14 protein-coding genes and 1 tRNA gene (1 of these 15 cut by a window edge) are annotated in these 18,593 nt (G+C 42.8%); 6 read left to right on the top strand and 9 right to left on the bottom strand.

Going from position 1 to position 18,593, the window contains the following annotated elements:
* The 5 genes from PBT90_RS03740 to PBT90_RS03720 all read right to left on the bottom strand — a co-directional run.
* Nucleotides 1–1,711 carry the 5' portion of a PKD domain-containing protein gene (locus tag PBT90_RS03740; protein ID WP_270131662.1) on the bottom strand. The gene continues 635 nt to the left of window position 1, outside the view, so the window shows 1,711 of its 2,346 coding nt (coding positions 1–1,711); it begins with the start codon at nt 1,709–1,711; its stop codon lies off the left edge, out of view.
* Nucleotides 1,712–1,808: 97 nt separating this feature from the next.
* On the bottom strand, nt 1,809–3,080 hold the full coding sequence (locus tag PBT90_RS03735) for an adenylosuccinate synthase (protein WP_270131660.1): 1,272 nt from the start codon (nt 3,078–3,080) through the stop codon (nt 1,809–1,811).
* Between the two features lie 152 nt (nt 3,081–3,232).
* Complete coding sequence (locus tag PBT90_RS03730) at nt 3,233–3,574, bottom strand: STAS domain-containing protein (RefSeq protein ID WP_264809051.1); 342 nt, start codon at nt 3,572–3,574, stop codon at nt 3,233–3,235.
* Nucleotides 3,571–4,047 (bottom strand): Fur family transcriptional regulator, encoded by a 477-nt coding sequence (locus tag PBT90_RS03725; protein ID WP_264809050.1) that lies wholly within the window; start codon nt 4,045–4,047, stop codon nt 3,571–3,573. The genes PBT90_RS03730 and PBT90_RS03725 overlap by 4 nt, the downstream gene beginning before the upstream one ends.
* Nucleotides 4,048–4,101: 54 nt before the next feature.
* Complete coding sequence (locus PBT90_RS03720) at nt 4,102–6,318, bottom strand: RelA/SpoT family protein (RefSeq protein WP_264809049.1); 2,217 nt, start codon at nt 6,316–6,318, stop codon at nt 4,102–4,104.
* Between the two features lie 156 nt (nt 6,319–6,474).
* Between PBT90_RS03720 and PBT90_RS03715 the strand changes: the two genes are divergently transcribed.
* From PBT90_RS03715 to clpX, 4 genes are all read left to right on the top strand, one after another.
* A tRNA-Leu gene (locus tag PBT90_RS03715) sits at nt 6,475–6,556 on the top strand.
* Nucleotides 6,557–6,645: 89 nt separating this feature from the next.
* Nucleotides 6,646–7,971: a trigger factor gene (locus PBT90_RS03710; RefSeq protein WP_264809048.1), complete on the top strand. Its 1,326-nt coding sequence runs from the start codon at nt 6,646–6,648 to the stop codon at nt 7,969–7,971.
* 75 nt (nt 7,972–8,046) lie between these two features.
* Nucleotides 8,047–8,721, top strand: coding sequence for a ClpP family protease (locus PBT90_RS03705; protein WP_264809047.1), 675 nt, complete (start codon nt 8,047–8,049; stop codon nt 8,719–8,721).
* Nucleotides 8,721–9,944, top strand: coding sequence for an ATP-dependent Clp protease ATP-binding subunit ClpX (gene clpX / locus PBT90_RS03700; RefSeq protein ID WP_264809046.1), 1,224 nt, complete (start codon nt 8,721–8,723; stop codon nt 9,942–9,944). The genes PBT90_RS03705 and clpX overlap by 1 nt, the downstream gene beginning before the upstream one ends.
* Nucleotides 9,945–9,982: 38 nt before the next feature.
* Here the strand turns inward: clpX and lpxB are convergent, their stop codons facing one another.
* The 4 genes from lpxB to PBT90_RS03680 all read right to left on the bottom strand — a co-directional run bounded on the left by lpxB (nt 9,983) and on the right by PBT90_RS03680 (nt 14,169).
* Nucleotides 9,983–11,098 (bottom strand): lipid-A-disaccharide synthase, encoded by a 1,116-nt coding sequence (gene lpxB, locus PBT90_RS03695; protein WP_264809044.1) that lies wholly within the window; start codon nt 11,096–11,098, stop codon nt 9,983–9,985.
* A gap of 23 nt (nt 11,099–11,121) precedes the next feature.
* Nucleotides 11,122–11,541, bottom strand: a complete 420-nt coding sequence (locus PBT90_RS03690; protein WP_264809043.1) for a 6-pyruvoyl trahydropterin synthase family protein — start codon at nt 11,539–11,541, stop codon at nt 11,122–11,124.
* A gap of 74 nt (nt 11,542–11,615) precedes the next feature.
* Nucleotides 11,616–13,538, bottom strand: a complete 1,923-nt coding sequence (locus PBT90_RS03685; protein WP_264809042.1) for an OmpA family protein — start codon at nt 13,536–13,538, stop codon at nt 11,616–11,618.
* 4 nt (nt 13,539–13,542) lie between these two features.
* Nucleotides 13,543–14,169 (bottom strand): 7-carboxy-7-deazaguanine synthase QueE, encoded by a 627-nt coding sequence (locus PBT90_RS03680; RefSeq protein ID WP_264809041.1) that lies wholly within the window; start codon nt 14,167–14,169, stop codon nt 13,543–13,545.
* 239 nt (nt 14,170–14,408) lie between these two features.
* Here PBT90_RS03680 and leuS point away from each other — a divergent pair, with 239 nt between their 5' ends.
* Nucleotides 14,409–17,183 carry a leucine--tRNA ligase gene (leuS, locus tag PBT90_RS03675; protein ID WP_270131655.1) on the top strand — a complete coding sequence of 925 codons (2,775 nt, stop codon included), beginning with the start codon at nt 14,409–14,411 and terminating at the stop codon, nt 17,181–17,183.
* A 101-nt stretch (nt 17,184–17,284) separates the two neighbouring features.
* A complete protein-coding gene (locus tag PBT90_RS03670; protein ID WP_264809039.1) occupies nt 17,285–18,313 on the top strand; it encodes a glycosyltransferase family 4 protein in 1,029 nt (342 codons plus the stop codon).
* Nucleotides 18,314–18,593 lie beyond the last annotated feature (280 nt).

The following is an 18,593-nucleotide window of genomic DNA, read 5'->3' as shown; positions in this document are numbered from 1 at the left end:
CTTCAGCTATACTGCGTAACTCTTCATTGATAAATTGCTCACCTGCAGTATTTACTAATCTGTAATCATACAAGATAAGGTCAAAGCCAGCTATGACAGCACTGACGTCCACTGGTTCTCCTGGGGTGCATCCCACTACCCTATCCTCCACCTCAAACCCGGGGAATTCTGGGAAAACCAAAGTAATCTCATTCGACTTGGCAGGGCAATTTTTCCTATTGTAAGCATACACTTGATACACTCCTTTCTCTCCAGCTATGAGTTGAGGTGAAGCCTCTCCTTCGATCAGCTCACCATCTTTATACCATTCGTATCGGTCGTATGCTTCATTGCCCTCCGACTGGAGACTTACTGACTCGCCCCCACAAAGTCTAATTTCTGTTTCAGGATTACTTGCATCCTCGACAAATAACGTAACTGGCTCTGGCGATTCCTGAATTTTCAAGGTCATACTATTACCTGTGGAAGACTTTCCGTAATTGTCTGTAATGGTATAATACACGGTCACTTCCTGATCGGTAAAACCTTCATTTGGAAAAAAGGTAAAGTCACCTCCATCATCACCCGCTCTAAAAGTACCTTCTGGCAAAACCAGTTCTCTGGTATCTTCCCGGCATTTACCTTGGGCGCAAATATCCTCACTTTCCTCTTCGATCTCTTCCAAAGAGGCATAGAACTGAAGACATCGAATTTCAGAGTTTTCATTTGGTAAGACGACCTCCTCATCCGTAATGTAATATTGATTCTCCTGCCCTTCACATGAGGCAAAATCTGAAAAGTCCACGCCTTGCGGATTTTGTAGATCTTCCTCGTTTGAAACTTCAAGCAAAAGATTTTTTATTTCATGGATATTAGTTTCACCTCCAGTGGATGCTGCAAAGCCAATTTTTAAATTCTTCGGAGCCTGCAAGGTAAATGCAGTGGACTGGAAAATGGTAATCGTCCTGGGTTCATTCTGAACAGTGGTTACCACCATCTCTAGTTTCACCAAGTAGCCCACACCATTGGGGTGAGGCTCTAATTCAAGAAAAACTTTTCTATAGCCGGGCTGATTCAGGTCTTCTACCCGAGTAGTTCCAAATCCTCCTGAGCTGAGCGGAAACTGATATTCTACATCCAATGCAATCTGAGCGGTCCCTGGAGGCGGATCATTGGTTATCTTCCCGTTCACAAATTCGTACCCGGTAAGCCCGCTTCCTCCTCTCCTGAGGACAATGCTATTTGGAAAAAGTGAGGTGCTTCCAGCTAGGAACCCTCCATTTCGATTTTCATTGGTATTCCCAAAATTACCAAAAGCATCAAAACCTAACCCCAAATAGGCTCCGGTGAGCCCTGGTGTATTGTTTCGCTGCGCATATCCCAGCGAACCACCAAATCCACCTGGTTGAAAATTTTGTGTTTCGGCATCAAATAAAAAAACGGTTAAACCATCAGCCCCACTGCCTCCATACATAAAATATTCAAAAGAAGCCTTGATCCCATAAGCTGAAGAAAATGGCACATCTATATATACATAGCCACTTTGCTCCATCACGGATTCAGTCAGCCTCAAGGCTCCATCGACCATTTTGGCTGAGCCACCCAGAATCGTGGCCGCTTGTGTCTCCCCATCGGCAAAAGATTCACAGTAAGGAAATCCTATTTGGCCTTTTGCAATGAAGGAACCAGTTAATAAGCAAAGGAAAAGCGTTAAACGTAGGATTCTAAGCAAGCCGGTTAAATTTTGGATCTCCAAAATACACCTTTAAGGTGGAGAAATAAAAAAGCCTTTGACGAATCATCAAAGGCTTCTATATAATATGCTCTATTTACCGCTGGATAGTCTGGGTACGATCCGGTCCGACGGAAACTAATTTGATCGGAACTTGAAGTTCTTCTTCCAGGTAGGTCACATAGTCTTTTAGCTCAGACGGGAAATCATCATAGGAGTGGATGTTTTCCAAAGAACAGTTCCAACCCTTCAAAGTTTTATACACTGGCTTCACCTCCTGCTCGGTAATTTCAAAACTGAGTTTGTCGATTTTTTCCCCTGTAGGCAATTCATAATGCGTACATACTTTGATTTCTTTAAAAATATTCAGGACGTCAGCTTTCATCATGAATAATTCTGTGACTCCATTGATCATGATAGAATATCGAAGCGCCGGCAGATCCAGCCATCCACACCTTCTAGGTCGGCCTGTAGTGCTTCCAAACTCGTTGCCTTCTTTACGCATGTCGTCACCATCCTGATCAAAAAGCTCCGTAGGGAATGGACCACTACCTACGCGCGTGCAGTAGGCTTTGAAAATCCCAAAGACATCACCGATTTTGGATGGGGCCACGCCCAACCCTGTACAGGCTCCCGCCGTCATGGTACTGCTGCTGGTTACGAACGGGTAACTTCCAAAATCCACATCTAGCAAGGAACCCTGGGCTCCTTCAGCCAAAATACGTTTTTGAGCACCTAATGCCTCATTTACCACATATTCGCTATCTATCAGATTTAGGGTCTTGAAAAACTCAATGGCTTGGAAAAACTGCTCTTCCATTCCTGGCAAGTCGTCCAATGGATGATCATAGAAAGAAAGCGTGGTTTTATGCTTGGCCACAAGGCCTTCATATTTCTCTTTGAAGTCCGGGCTCAATATATCCCCTACGCGCAGTGCTGTTCTGCCGATTTTATCCTGATAGGTCGGCCCGATTCCTTTTAGGGTAGATCCGATTTTTTTATCTCCTTTGGATTGCTCCAAGGCTGCATCAAGCAATTTATGGGTAGGGATGATAATCGTGGCTTTCTTGGAGATCACCAGATTTTTCATATAATCGATGGAAAACTTACCTAAGCCGTCGATCTCTCTCTTTAGGACTATGGGATCGAGAACGACTCCATTTCCAATTATATTAAGTATCTGTGAGCGAAAAATCCCTGAGGGGATCTGGTGCAAAACATGCTTTATGCCGTCAAACTCAAGCGTATGTCCGGCATTTGGACCACCTTGAAAACGGGCTACAATTTCATATTCTGGCGCTAAAACGTCTACTATTTTTCCTTTTCCTTCATCTCCCCACTGGAGACCTAGAAGTACATCCATCTTCATTTGATGTGCGGTCTTATCTGTTACACTTGACTTTTTGAAGCGTGAAATTTGCGATAAGCCCAAAGAAAACCAAGAGAAATATGGTAATTATTTCTTTTGGGCTAGGTTGATAACAGCCAAAAAACAATCCTGAACTGCCAAATAGAAGCAAGCTAGACGCTTTTTTTAAATTCGCCTACCGAATCAAAAACTGTAAAAATATTATTCAGTTTGGTGATAATCAGCAGTTTCTTTACATGGTCAGATGGTGCAGTCAAATATACCTCTCCGTCTTTATTGCGCATTTTGGTAAGCATGGTAATCAAAAGCCCTATACCACTGGAGCTGATGTATCTTACCTTGCTCAGGTCTACCACAAATTTCTTTGCTCCCTCCTCTATCGCGTCTGATACTACCTCCACCAGCTTTGGCCCCATCTCATCTCCGATCAGGTCTCCTTCTATATATAAGTAATGTGCCAGCTCATCTTTGCTGGAGTTATAGGTCAATTTCATGATTCAGCTTCTTCTTTACGGTTTTCGCAGTTTTCTTTGGTACAGTTCCCATACAAAATCAGGGAATGATGTAGTACCTGAAAGTTTAGAATCTCACCTACGGTATTTTGGATGTTTTGGATACGTGGATCGCAGAATTCCAGCACCTGGTTACAATCTGTACAGATCAAATGGTCATGCTGCTTGTATCCATAGGACTTTTCGAATTGAGCGAGATTCTTGCCAAACTGATGCTTGGTGACCAAATCGCACTCTACCAGTAAATCTAAGGTATTATAAACCGTCGCCCTACTCACTCGATAGTTCTTGTTTTTCATGCTGATATAGAGAGATTCTACATCAAAATGGCCGGTACGGGAATAGATTTCTTCAAGGATTGCGTATCGCTCTGGCGTTTTCCGAAGTTTTTGTGTCTCTAGGTAAGCTGTAAATATTTTTTTTACCTCTTCGAAATGAATTGGGTTCAGTGGCATTATCTGGGTATTTTTTCAAATATAACTTTTGTGGTTTAGAAATGATTCAATTCATCAATCAAACCTTGTCACCTTTAAGATTCCCTCTACCTCAGTGAGTGTATCGATCAGGTTATCTAGATGCTCAGTACTGTGTACATAAAGCTTAATCGTCCCTTCAAAAATACCTGCATCTGAATCCACAGTGATCGATCGCATATTCACTTTCAATTCACTGGAAATCACCTGTGTCACATCATTAATAAGGCCTACTCTATCTGTACCTAGAATTCTCAACCCTGCCAAAAATGCAATTTCCTTTTGACTGGTCCACCGGGCTTTGATCACTCGGTTTCCATGATTAGAGAGCAGCTCCAGTGCATTGGGACAGGAAGTTCTATGGATTTTAATCCCCTCGTTCACAGTCACAAATCCAAACACATCGTCGCCAGGGATAGGATTGCAGCATTTGGCAAGGATATAATCCACTACGTCCATATCTTCCCCTATCAGGAGTTGATCGTGATCTGGGCCTTTGAGGCTTTTGATCTCTTTAGTAAATGATGATTCATCTCTTACTTTTTCTTGGGTGGATTTGTTCTGAAGCTTCTGAGTGGCCTTAAAGTCCTTGAAGGATTTGATGGAAGTAGGATCTATGATCCCTTTGCCTACTCTATAATAAAACTCATTGGCAGTTTTCAATTCGAAAAATGCCCGCAACTTCTCCACAGATTCGGAATTGAAATCCATCTTCATCTGCTTCAGCTTGCGCTGCACGATTTCCTTGCCGTCGAGAATTGAAGATTTTTTTTCTTCCCTGAGCGCATCCTTGATTTTTGCTTTAGCTCGAGACGTAACCACATTGTTAAGCCAGTCTTCCGTAGGCTTCTGCTTGTTGGACGTGAGGATTTCTACTTGATCTCCATTTTTCAGCTTGTGTGAAATAGGAACCAGTCGCTGATTTACTTTGGCACCTATACACCTCGCTCCTATTTCTGTATGGATCTCGAAAGCAAAGTCCAAGGCAGTAGATTCGAAAGGCAACACTTTCAGGTCACCTTTTGGAGTAAACACAAACACCTCGTCATGGAACAAGTTACCCCGAAAATCATCCATGAATTCTATGGCGTTCCCGTCATTCGATTCCAGCAAGCCTCTCACCTGCATGATCCAATCATCCAGACCGGAAGGAGCTTTGGAACTGTCTTTCTCTTTGTACTTCCAATGCGCAGCATAGCCACGCTCAGCGATTTCATCCATTCTTTCGGTCCGGATCTGCACTTCGACCCACTGGCCGGTATTACTCATTACCGTAGTATGAAGTGATTCATAGCCATTGGATCTGGGGGTGCTGATCCAGTCGCGAAGTCGATCCGGGTTAGGTCTATAAAAATCCGTGACTATGGAATAAACCTGCCAGCAATCTGCTTTCTCGTTTTCCAGTTCACTATTGAGAATAATCCGAATAGCAAAAAGATCATAAACTTCCTCAAAAGGAATCCCCTGTTTCTTCATTTTATTATATATAGAAAAAACAGACTTAGGCCTCCCCTTAATGGTAAATTCCAATCCGGTGTGCTTTAATTCTTCTTCTATGGGGAGAATGAAATTCCTGATAAACTTATTCCGGTATGACTTTGACTCATTGATTTTTTGAACTATATCCTTATAAGTAGCAGTGTCGGTGTATTTCAGATATAAATCCTCTAGCTCGGACTTAATGGCATACAATCCCAGTCTGTGGGCCAATGGCGCATACAGGTACATGGTCTCTGAGGCTATCTTCAGCTGCTTATGCCTTGGCATGCTTACCAAGGTCCTCATATTGTTCAGTCGGTCTGCGAGCTTGATCAAAATCACCCGTACATCATCTGACAGAGTCAAAAGCATCTTGCGGAAATTCTCAGCTTGCTGAGAGCTCCCATATTCAAATACCCCTGCTATTTTGGTAAGACCATCTATAATGGTCATTACTTTATAACCAAATTCCCGCTCAATATCCTCTAGCTCCCAGTCCGTGTCTTCAACCACATCGTGAAGCAGAGCAGCCACAATGGAAGTCGTGCCAAGGCCGATCTCTTCGACGCAAACCAATGCTACCTCCAGCGGATGATAAATGTATGGCTCACCAGATTTGCGGCGCATATCTTTATGCGCCTCCATAGACACGTTAAAGGCCTTTTTTATAAACTTAGCATCCCCTTCTTTCAATACGGGTTTGGCGTTCCTAAGTAGCCTTCTATAGCGCTTCAGTATTTCTTTTCGTTCTACTTCGGTATCAACTTCTATCATATAAGAGGAATTTTACACAAAAATGGCAGGCAAATGACAACTTCAATAATTTGATAAATATTTTTTCTCCACACTATTGTATTTTCTGTTTTAGTACCTACATTTGCATCCACAAAACGACAAGGATGCATGATCCAAGTCAGATTTGTACGTATTGCGGATGTGGCGAAATTGGTAGACGCACTAGACTTAGGATCTAGCGCCGCGAGGCATGGGGGTTCGAGTCCCTCTATCCGCACTAATACCGAACCCTCAATCACTCAACTGTACCATGCAGGAAAGGGATTGGGGGTTTTTAGTTAATCTTCATTCTTAATAGTTAGAGCTTTGGAAATCACATTAGACAAGCACTCAGCAAATCAAGCTTCAATTAAAATTAAATTAAACGAAGCAGATTACCAACCTAAGGTTGACGCAAAACTTAAGGACTTTGCCAAAAAATCAAACATCAAAGGATTTCGACCTGGCAAGGCCCCGATCTCCATGGTGAAAAACATCTACGGTACATCCGTTTTGGTAGAAGAGATCAACGGTATTCTGAGCGAGTCTCTTAATAATTACCTCAAAGAGCAAACTTTCAAAATCCTGGGCGAACCTCTTCCTGTAGAGCAGTCTGAAACCATTGACTGGAAAACCCAAAAAGATTTCGAGTTTGATTACAAAATAGGCTTTGTAGAAAATATTGATCTTAATCTTGACTCAAAGATCAAAGCTACCAAGTACCAAATTAAAGTTGACGACAAGCTAGTTAAAGAAACCATAGACAATCTTTTGTCTCAATACGGAAACAGCACCAATCCAGAAGTAAGTGAAGAAGGAGACCATATCTATGGAGACCTCAAGGCTACCGAAGGTGAATTTGAAAAAACTGTAACCCTGGACCCTACCCCTATCACTAAAAAGCTTGCTGGTAAATTTATTAAAGTAAGCAAAGGCGATGTAGTGGAATTTGACGCCAAAGACGTGAAGAAAGGCCAGTGGCAGGAAGCATTTGGATTGAGCGACGAAGAAGCTGCTGAGATCTCCGGACCGATGACGCTAACAGTCCAAAACATCAACAGAACGGAAGCCGCAGAATTGAACCAGGAATTTTTCGATAAAATTTTCGGTCCAGATACCGTGAAGTCTGAAGAAGAATTCACAACCAAAGTACAGGAAACACTTCAGTCCAACTACGATAAGGAATCTAAAGTATTCACCGAAGAGGAGCTGAAAAAAGTATTGACTGAGACTGCAAAGGTAGACCTACCGGAAGAGTTTTTGAAGGAGTGGTTGATCCTTGCAAACGAAGGCAAAGTATCTGCCGAAGATGTGGAAAAAGAATTCCCCATGTATGCGAAGCAGTTGACCTGGTCTCTGATCTCCAACAAGGTAGCTACAGAGAACGACATCAAGGCAGAGCATGAGGAAGTCATAGAAAAGACAAAGCAAATGGTACGTGAGCAGTTTGCTGCATCCGGACTAGGCGCTCAAATGGAGGACAGCATGGACATGTTTGTCGATAATTACTTGAAAGGCGAAGAAGGTCAGAACTATATGAACATGTTGACCTCAATACAAAATGAAAAAGTTCTTGCTTTTGCCCTGGACAAAATCAGCGTGAAGGAGAAAGAAATCAGCATTGATGAATTCAAGGAACTTTTAGAAAAGTAATTCGCTTAAATCATCATAAAAAAGTCCTTATTAAAGGGCTTTTTTTATTTTTGTTTACCACAACAAACTACAAAGATGATCAACAAAGAAGAATTCAGAAAATACGCCATTCACAATCAGGGCGTAAGCGGTACGGCATTTGACCAGTACACCCAGCATATTGAGAATATGACTCGCTCAGTGATTGAAGAGCGACCTCAGAATTTCCGGGAAATAGACGTATTCTCCAGATTGATCATGGACAGGATAATTTTCCTGGGCACAGGAGTGGATGATCATATTGCAAATATCATCGTAGCCCAGCTGCTTTTCTTAGAATCTGTAGATTCGAAAAAAGATGTGCTACTCTATATCAATAGTCCGGGAGGATCTGTGACAGCGGGATTAGGTATCTATGACACCATGCAGTACATTAATCCGGATGTGGCCACCATCTGCACAGGTATCGCTGCCTCTATGGGAGCAGTACTACTCGCAGGAGGCGCCAAAGACAAAAGATCTGCCCTGAAGCATGCCCGAGTGATGATCCACCAGCCATCTGGAGGAATGCAAGGTAAATCTACCGATATGGAGATCTCCTTAAAACTCATCCTTTCTATGAGAGAGGAATTGTATCAAATCCTGGCAGATCACACCGGCAAAACCTACGATCAAATAGAAAAAGATTCTGAAAGAGACTATTGGCTAAAAGCTCCAGAGGCGAAAGAATATGGTCTAATCGACGAAGTACTAGTAAAAAAACCTAAGTAATGGCTCAAGTTACCTGCTCCTTTTGTGGTAGAAATAAGAAAGATGTAGATCTGATGGTGTCAGGAATATCTGCCCACATCTGTAATTTCTGCATAGAACAAGCCCACATGATTCTTGGTGAAGAAGAAAAAACCAAGAAGCCTGGAGCAAAACCTAAAATCAAGCTTAAAAAACCAAAAGAACTGACTCAGTATCTTGACCAATATGTCATCGGCCAAGAGGATGCCAAGAAAGTTCTGACTGTGGCTGTATATAACCACTACAAACGCCTGTTCCAAAAGGAAGAGAAAGATGAAGTGAAGATTGAAAAATCAAACATCATCATGGTGGGTGATACAGGTACCGGTAAAACATACCTTGCAAAAACACTAGCAAAGACACTTGAAGTCCCATTTTGCATCGCAGATGCCACAGTACTCACTGAGGCCGGCTATGTGGGCGAAGATGTAGAAAGCATTCTCACACGCCTGCTACAAGCGGCAGATTATAATGTGGAAGCAGCTGAGCGGGGAATAGTATACATAGATGAGCTGGATAAAATTGCCAGAAAATCTGACAATCCATCCATTACCCGTGATGTAAGTGGTGAAGGTGTACAGCAGGCTATGCTGAAATTACTGGAAGGCACCGTGGTCAATGTACCACCTCAAGGTGGCAGAAAGCACCCAGACCAGAAAATGATCGCAGTGAATACGGAAAACATCCTCTTCATCTGCGGTGGAGCTTTTGACGGGATTGCCAGACATATAGGTAAAAGACTGAATACCCAGCCAATGGGATTTAGCAAGTCTGCTAATGAAAATGTGGCAGACCGCGAAAACTTACTACAATATGTTACCGCGCAGGATCTAAAAGCATTTGGGTTAATTCCTGAGTTAATCGGAAGGCTACCTGTACTGACACACTTGGATCCATTGCATGCAGATGCGTTGAAGCGAATCCTTACTGAACCTAAGAATGCCTTGGTTAAGCAATACGCCAAACTGATGGACTATGAAGGCGTAAAAGTCGTATTCGAGGAAAGCGGACTGGATTTTATCGTGGAAAAGGCGGTGGAATTCAATCTTGGCGCACGAGGGCTGCGGTCTATTTGCGAAGCGATCATCACAGATGCGATGTATGATATTCCTTCTGATGATTCTATCAAGGAACTGGTCATAGACGAGAAATATGCCAGAGAGAAATTCGACAAGTCAAAGTTTAAAAGACTCCAAGTCGCATAAACCCAAACCCTGCTTCATACGAGGCAGGGTTTATTTTTTTAGTCTAGGCTTTCTAAAATCAGCTTGGCAGTGGTCTCAGAAGCACTTTGGCTCCCTATTCTCGCCTTGATCAGATCATATCCTTGTAGCATGTGACCCTTATAGATCTGGTTGCTAAGAATTTGCTGGAGTTCGGCTTTCACTTTGGCTATGGAAAAATCACTTTGAATCAACTCCTTCACTACTTCATACTCAGCGATCAAATTGGGCAGAGATATAAACGGAACCATGATTAAATTTTTAGCGATCGCATAAGAAATAGCGCTAGTTCTATATACCACCACTTGAGGAACACGGAACAAGGCCGTCTCCAAAGTAGCTGTACCAGAAGTCACCACCGCTGCCACCGCATGGGATAATAAATCGTAAGTCTGATCATAAATCACCCGAATACCGGCCTCCAGGCCTCTTTGGTAGATCTCCTGCCCCAGGTCACCTACTCCCGCAATGACGAATTGCGCATTCGGAAATTCCTTCACCAACGCTATCATTCGGTCCAGCATTGCATTGATCTCTTGTTTTCGGCTGCCTGGCAGCAATGCTATGATAGGTTGGTAACTCAGCTCATTTTTCTGAAAGAAAAACTGATGGGCTTCAAACTTATTAATCTCATCCAGCAATGGATTCCCCACATAGTTCACTTTCAGATCATACTTCTCAAAAAAGGAAGTTTCAAAAGGAAGAATGGAATAAATATGATCGGTAAATGCTTTAAGCTTTAAGGCCCTTTTCTGGTTCCATGCCCATACTTTAGGGGGAATATAATAATGTACTGGAATCTTATTTTCCTTGGCAAAGGCGGCAATTTTCATATTAAAACCGCCATAATCCACCAAAATGATCGCATCTGGATTATATGCGAGAATATCCTTTTTGACTAATTTCAGATAGTTGAGAACTTTTCGAAATCCCAACACAACTTCTAAGAAGCCCATCAAAGCGACATCTGAGTAATCTACTGCCAGTTCCACTCCTGCCTTTTCCGAATAGCTCCCCCCCATTCCCCGAACCGCCAAATTTGGATTCTGGGCTTTCAAAGCAAGGACCAAATTTGAAGCATGTAGATCGCCTGAGCGCTCTCCAGAGATGATGTATAACTTGGTTTGAGATTTCAAATTTCAGATTTCAGATGTAAAAATTACTCACCAAAGTACTCCACAAAATTCCTCGGTGTCTCATAGAGCGTAAGCTTATGGAGCCCACCCTGAGAGGTTATCTCCTTTACTGCTGGCTCTAATATTTTCCAAAACTCCATTACCAGATTTTCACAGCTGGCTAATTTGCCCTGCATAAAATCTACGTCCACATTTAGGTTCTTATGGTCCACCTTATCAATGACTAGAGTTCGGATAATGGTACTGAGTTTTTTCAGGTCCACCACGAAGCCGGTTTCCGGATCTGGCAATCCCTTTACCATCACGATCAGCTCAAAGTTATGCCCATGCCAGTTGACATTGGCACAAGGCCCGAAAACCTCCACATTTCTCTCATCCGACCAGTTCGGGTTCCAAAGTTTGTGGGCAGCATTAAAATGTTCTTTTCGGCAAACGTAAATCATATCATTCTGAAATTCGGGGCAAAGTTAGCCAAAAAGTAAGGATTAATCGAAGCACAATGCCATATTCCCATAGCTTAAAGTACCTTAATGGTTATCCTACGATTTAAGGCTTGATTTTCCGGTGTGTTATTGGGAACCATAGGCAATTTATCCCCCTTTCCCTCCACCATCGCACGTCCCTGGTGAATTCCGCTCTCCATCAGAAATTCTTGTACACTTTTAGCACGCTGTAGACTCAGGTTCAAATTGTATGCGGCGGAGCCCACATTATCCGTGTGTCCGGTGATCAAAATGTTCACATTCGGATTTTCTCCTAGAAATTTCACCAATCGCTTTAGCGAAGAAACCGACTCATTTTTTAAGCTATAATCATCAAACTCAAAGAAGACATTTTCAAAGACAAACTCCTCTCCTGAGGCCACCGGCACCAATTCTACTTTGAGGTCTTTTACATTTTGAATTTTATCCCGCTCTACATTGTAGATCTTTGGCAAATAGCCTTTTTTCTCCACATATAGACCCGAAATAGCCTTATCTGGATATAACATCATGAAATCGCCAGTTTTACCGTCAGACTTAAACTGGTAAAGCGTGCTGTCATTTGTCAATGATACAAGCGATAAATTAGCCTCAATAGGTTCTCCGGTTTTGGAGTTAAAAACCTGCCCCTCTGTGACTGTCAGGTTCTCGCCCAGGTATATTTCCTCGGGAAACTTGAAACGGTAGAGTAAGGAGCGGTCATGCTCCTTCTCACCTGTACTCAGTTCAGTGAAATAGGCGTAATCCTTCTGAGCTGTGATGAAAAGTGCGACCTGATCTAACTGGTCGTTGATCGCCATGCCTAAGTTTTCTGGAGCGGTAAACTCCCCTTCCTTCACGCGTGAAAGCTGTATATCCATTCCTCCGAAGCCAGGGTGCCCGTTAGATGAGAAAAACAAAATTTCATTGTTGAAAAACATAAAAGGAGAAATCTCATCTTTCGGAGTATTCACCGTATCACCTAGGTTTGCTGCCACAGACCAAGAACCGTCATTCTGCATTACAGTATACCAAATATCATTGCCTCCATACCCTCCCTTTCGATTGGAAGAAAAAAACAAAATTCTTCCATCTGCCGAGAGTGAAGGCTGGGAATCCCATGACCTGGAGTTCACATTTTTGCCCATGTTTTTGGGTCTCTGCCATCTTCCATTTTGCTTGTAAGCAATGTATAGATCACAACTGCCCTCGGTATCCGGAGCATCGCAGGAGGTGTAAATCAGAATATTCCCATCTGCTGTAATGGAGCAGGTTCCTTCATTGTATGGTGAATTAATGGCATCCGCTATACCTTCTGGTTTTGTCCAGCCACCGTCCGGTGACATGAATGACATAAAAATATCCTCTTTGTCATTATTACCTACACCATCTCTTTTGGTGAACAAAATCTGCTCACCATTTGCCGTCAAAACCGGAAAATACTGGAGCTGGAACTCATTAAGCGGCGAGGCTAGCATTTCCTTTTCTATCTGCTGTGCCCCGGCTAGATGATCGGACAGAAAATCCATCTGTTCTTTCATTTCCACATAATATCCCGTGTTTTTAAAGTCCGCATCAAAAAGTGGATCGGTCTGCTGAAACTCCTCATAGGCTTTCAGAAATTCTCCTTGTTTTAAGTACAAATTGGTGAAAACCCACCCGATATCGGCCTTATGCTTAGTGGTGGCTTTTGGGTTTCCAAGTCTGGATTTTCCAGCCACCGCAGTAGCTTCGGCATCGTCCAGCATACCCATCGTAATCTGCAGCTGCGCCAGCTTCACATAAGCCTCCACAAAAGAGGCCTCCCGCTTGATGGCATCCTTATATTTATCTATTGCTGCGTCGTACTGTCTAGATAGTGTAAGATCTTCGGCTTCTTGATACATCCTGATTGCTTTCCCATCTATAATGGAATAGCTCTGGCAAAAGGCTGCCGAAAGGTTGATAAAAAACAAAAAGAACAGTAAAACAGGGCGCATGGACTTAGGGTATGTCCATAAATTTATGAGTTTGAAGCGAAATTTTCCATTTTGGGTGATTTTTTGCAAAATCAATGATCACAGGCGTAAACTTTTCGGCCTTACTCCACTCAGGTTGGAGACGTAGTTCACAATTAGAATTTACCAGCTCCGCATGCTCTTCTGCAAAAGCAAAATCACTTTGGTGAAAGACCACCACTTTCAGTTCGTCTGCCTGCTGATAAATGGATGGATGCGGTTTTTTGAATTTCTTGGGAGAAAAGCAAACCCAGTCAAAATCACCCGAAAATGGGTGAGCTCCTGAGGTCTCAATATTAGTAGTAAATCCTTTGGATTTCAAAAGTGACGTCAAAGGCCCCAAATCATACATCAATGGCTCACCACCAGTGATCACAACTAACCTACCCGGATAAGCCAAGGCATCTTCTACAATCTTTTCTATGGCTAAAACCGGCCACTTGCCAGCCTCCCAGGATTCTTTGACATCACACCAAACACATCCCACATCACAGCCTCCCAGCCGGATAAAATAAGCGGGATGCCCGGTAAATCTTCCTTCTCCTTGTATGGTGTAAAAAGCCTCCATCAACGGAAGCTCCAATCCTTTCGCTACTAACTCCTTCGTATTCATATTCATCTGAATTTTTGGTAAAGCGGGCAATTGAACCGCTGGGTGAATGATGCCGCAAAGGTAAGGTTTTGGATTGGTAATTCGAAGTTTGAAAAAATGAATGCTATTTAAGGAAATAATTAAGCCTTCTGAACAATCCTAGCTGCTTACGGAGGATCAATTATCAATTTGGATTCGAAAGCCCGTCAATTTTTCTATTTTTGCAGGCGTTCAGCTAAAAAATAAGAAAAAAGACAATCATGGCGGAGTACAACTTTAAGGATATAGAGAAAAAATGGCAGGCTTACTGGGAAAACAACCAAACTTTCCTTGCCAAGGTAAATCCTGACAAACCTAAATTCTATTCTCTCGACATGTTCCCTTACCCATCCGGCGCTGGTCTCCATGTGGGACACCCACTGGGCTACATCGCCTCGGATATTGTCAGCAGATTCAAAAAACTAAAGGGTTTCAACGTTCTTCACCCAATGGGTTACGACAGTTTTGGTCTACCGGCTGAACAGTATGCTATCCAAACTGGTCAACATCCTGCTATTACTACTGAGCAAAATATCAAACGCTACACCGAGCAACTAAAGAATATTGGGTTTGCATTCGACTGGAGCAAAGAAGTGAGAACTTCCAATCCAGACTATTATAAATGGACGCAGTGGATCTTCATGCAGCTTTTCAACAGCTATTACGATCAGGATGCTGACAAAGCATTGTCCATTGACTCATTGATTTCTAGGTTTGAAAAAGAAGGAAATTCGAATGTGAAAGCAGTTTGTGACGACGAGACTCCAAAGTTTACTGCAGAAAAATGGAATGCTTTCTCCGAAAAGGAAAAGCAGGAAATGCTCCTGAAATACAGACTCACTTTCCTGGCTGAAACCACCGTAAACTGGTGTGCTGCTTTGGGGACGGTACTTTCCAACGACGAAGTGAAAGACGGATTCTCTGAGCGAGGCGGACATCCTGTCGAGCGCAAGAAAATGATGCAGTGGTCCATGCGAATCACGGCCTATGCTGACCGCTTGTTAAAAGGGCTGGATAAATTAGATTGGTCTGAGCCGATCAAGGAAATGCAGCGAAACTGGATTGGTAAATCCATCGGTGCGGAAGTGATTTTCCAGGTGAAAGATTCTGAAGAAACTATCAAAGTCTTCACCACACGTGTGGATACTATTTATGGTGTCACCTATTTGGCTTTGGCTCCAGAATCTGATCTGGCGGCCGCACTGATCACAGAAGATCAACGGGAAAAAGCTGAGGCCTACATAGAAGTAGCAAAAAACCGCTCCGAACGTGAGCGCATGAGTGATGTCAAAACCATCTCTGGCGCATTCACAGGATCCTATGCGATCAATCCTTTCAACGGAGAAGAAATCCAGATCTGGGTAGCTGATTACGTTTTGGCGGGCTATGGAACTGGCGCTGTAATGGCCGTGCCAGCGCATGACGAGCGGGATTACAACTTTGCGAAGCACTTCGATCTGGAAATCAGACAAGTGATCGATGGCTCCATGGAAGAAGGATCTTTCCCTGGAAAAGGCGGTTTGATTATCAATTCTGGCTTCATTTCGAATCTTTACATGAAAGATGCCATGAACAAAGCCATTGAGTTCTTGGAAGAAAAAGGAATAGGAAAAGGCAAAATCCAATACAGAATGCGGGACGCGATTTTCACCCGTCAGCGCTATTGGGGCGAGCCACTACCTGTTTATTTCAAAGATGGGCTTCCATACTTAATAGCAGAAAAAGACCTGCCTTTGGTTTTGCCGGAGGTAGATAAATACCTGCCAACTGAGGACGGAGAGCCTCCACTTGCCAGAGCAAAAGATTGGAACTACAAAACTGCTGAAGGTCAATTTCCTTTGGAAAGAAGCACCATGCCAGGTTGGGCAGGATCCAGCTGGTATTTCTTCAGATACACCGATCCGAAGAATGAAACTACCTTTGCTGACAAAGCAAAAACAGATTACTGGGGTGCTGTAGATTTATACATCGGAGGATCTGAGCATGCAACCGGACACTTATTGTATTCCAGATTTTGGACCAAATTCCTATATGATCTTGGAGTAGTGAGCATAGACGAGCCATTCCAAAAGATGATCAACCAAGGCATGATCCAGGGTAGATCAAACTTTGTGTATCGTGTTAAAGGAACCAATCAATTTGTGAGCAAAGGATTGAAAGATCAGTACGACACTTTTGAAATGCATGTGGACGTGAATATCGTTTACAACGATCAATTAAACTTGGATAAATTCAAAGCCTGGAGACCTGATTTGGCAGATGCTGAATTCATCCTGGAAGACGGCAAGTACATCTGCGGAGCTGAAGTGGAAAAAATGTCCAAATCCAAGTACAACGTCGTGAATCCTGATGACATCATCGAGCGATATGGCGCAGATACCCTGAGATTGTACGAGATGTTCTTGGGGCCTTTGGAGCAATTCAAGCCTTGGAATACCAACGGCATTGATGGGGTTTTCAAGTTCCTCCGCAAGCTTTGGAATCTATACCACACCAACTCCGGTGAGTTCCAGGTTTCAGACGCTGAGCCAAGCAAGGAAGAATACAAAGCCCTACACAAAGCCATCAAGAAGATGGAGGAAGACATGGCCAACTTCTCGTTCAACACCTCTGTGTCCAGCTTTATGATTTGTGTAAACGAACTCACAGCTCTGAAAAGCAACAAACGTAAGATCCTAGAACCACTGGCACTATTGGTATCACCTTATTCCCCGCATATTGCTGAAGAACTTTGGAGCTTATTAGGTCATGAAACCTCCATCACGGAAGCTACCTTCCCGGCTTTTGACGAAAGCTATTTGAAGGAAAGTGCTTTCGAATATCCGGTGATGATCAATGGTAAGATGCGGGCAAAGCTTAATCTAGACCTTTCACTTTCCAAAGATGAGATCCAGGAAGCTGCCTTGGCCGATGAAACCGTTCAGAAATGGCTGGAAGGTAAAGCACCTAAGAAAATCATTATCGTTCCAGGCAAAATTGTGAACCTGGTAATATAACCAAGATTTACTTTTAAATAAGGAGCAAAGAACAAGTATGCTGTTTTCTTTGCTCCTTTCTTTTTTTATGCCCTATTTTTAATCGTTAATCAAATCCTGAAATGATCATCTACACATACCCTGTACGAACCGCTTTTACAGATCGAGATCTGGAGATGATCAGTCCTGAAGTGAAAATAAAGGCACTGGAGTTTACCCAAAGCCCAGTTGCACTTCCCTTCTACTTCGTTTTACAGTTTTTTCAATTGCTTTGGTTCCTCCCAAGAACAACCCAATACCTATGCTTCTTCGGTGGCTATCATTCAGTTTTGCCGGTTTGGTTTGGAAAAGTGTTTGGAAAAAAATGCACTATCCAGGCAGGTGGCACTGATTGTATCAACATGCCTGAAATCGGCTATGGAAACTTCCGCAAAAAATGGCTGCGAAAAGCGACTGTATACAGTTTCAAAAACTGCTCCTTGATTTTGCCTGTAGCTGAATCCTTGGTCAAACAAAACTACCAGTACGACCCTTCTATTTCTCCCAAGCAGGGGCTTCTAAATCTAATACCAGATCTCAAAACTCCAATCCAAGTCGTACATAACGGTTTTGATACAGAGTTCTGGAAAAATACAGATCAAGACCGGCTACCCAACTCCTTTATTTCTGTAGCCACCGGTACATCCAATCAATCCAGAGCAATCATTAAGGGGTATGATCTTATAGAACAGCTGGCCTCTCTTCACCCGGAATATTCATTTACCTTAGTAGGCGACCCGGAATATTTTTCACCCTACTCTAACATTCGTGTATTGGGGAAATTGCCGCCGGCGGATTTACTGAAATTATATAATTCGCATCAGTTCTACCTACAGCTTTCCACCTCAGAGGGTTTTCCCAATGCACTGGGTGAAGCTATGGCTTGTGGATGCATACCCATTGGATCGGCCGTGGGAGCAATACCGGAAATCATCGGAAACGAGTCACTCATCCTAGTGCAGAAGAACTTCCACGTGCTCACCCAAATTATAAAAAACCTGAGGCATCAGGAGCTGACTGAAATCCAAAAGCATTCTCAAAATCAAATCCAGCAAAACTTCAGCTATTCAAATCGAAAAAAAGCCATTCTGGAAATTTTGCAATTCGACTAGATCAACCTCCACAATTCCCAGGTTAACACCGCTACATTTTCCTAGAAGCCAGCTCCTATAGTTAACCAAAATTTAAAATACAGCTATTGAAAAGATAAATTTGACTTAGATCAAATTTCAAACCTTCGCAAAAACGGTCTTTCCGAAATTTTCGTGATGGCTTTCTCATTTTGCCCATATAATTATTTGGAAGTGTTTTTCAGGCAAACATTTAATCTTGAAAACCACTTTTTTCATTTTTAACAAAAAAATGATCCAAATGACAACTTTTTTAAACCGG

The organism is Algoriphagus sp. TR-M9 (assembly GCF_027594545.1).
In the GTDB taxonomy this organism is placed as follows: domain Bacteria; phylum Bacteroidota; class Bacteroidia; order Cytophagales; family Cyclobacteriaceae; genus Algoriphagus; species Algoriphagus halophytocola.
The sequence above is the reverse complement of the archived record's forward strand: the minus strand, read 5'-3'. Positions and strand labels throughout refer to the sequence as shown.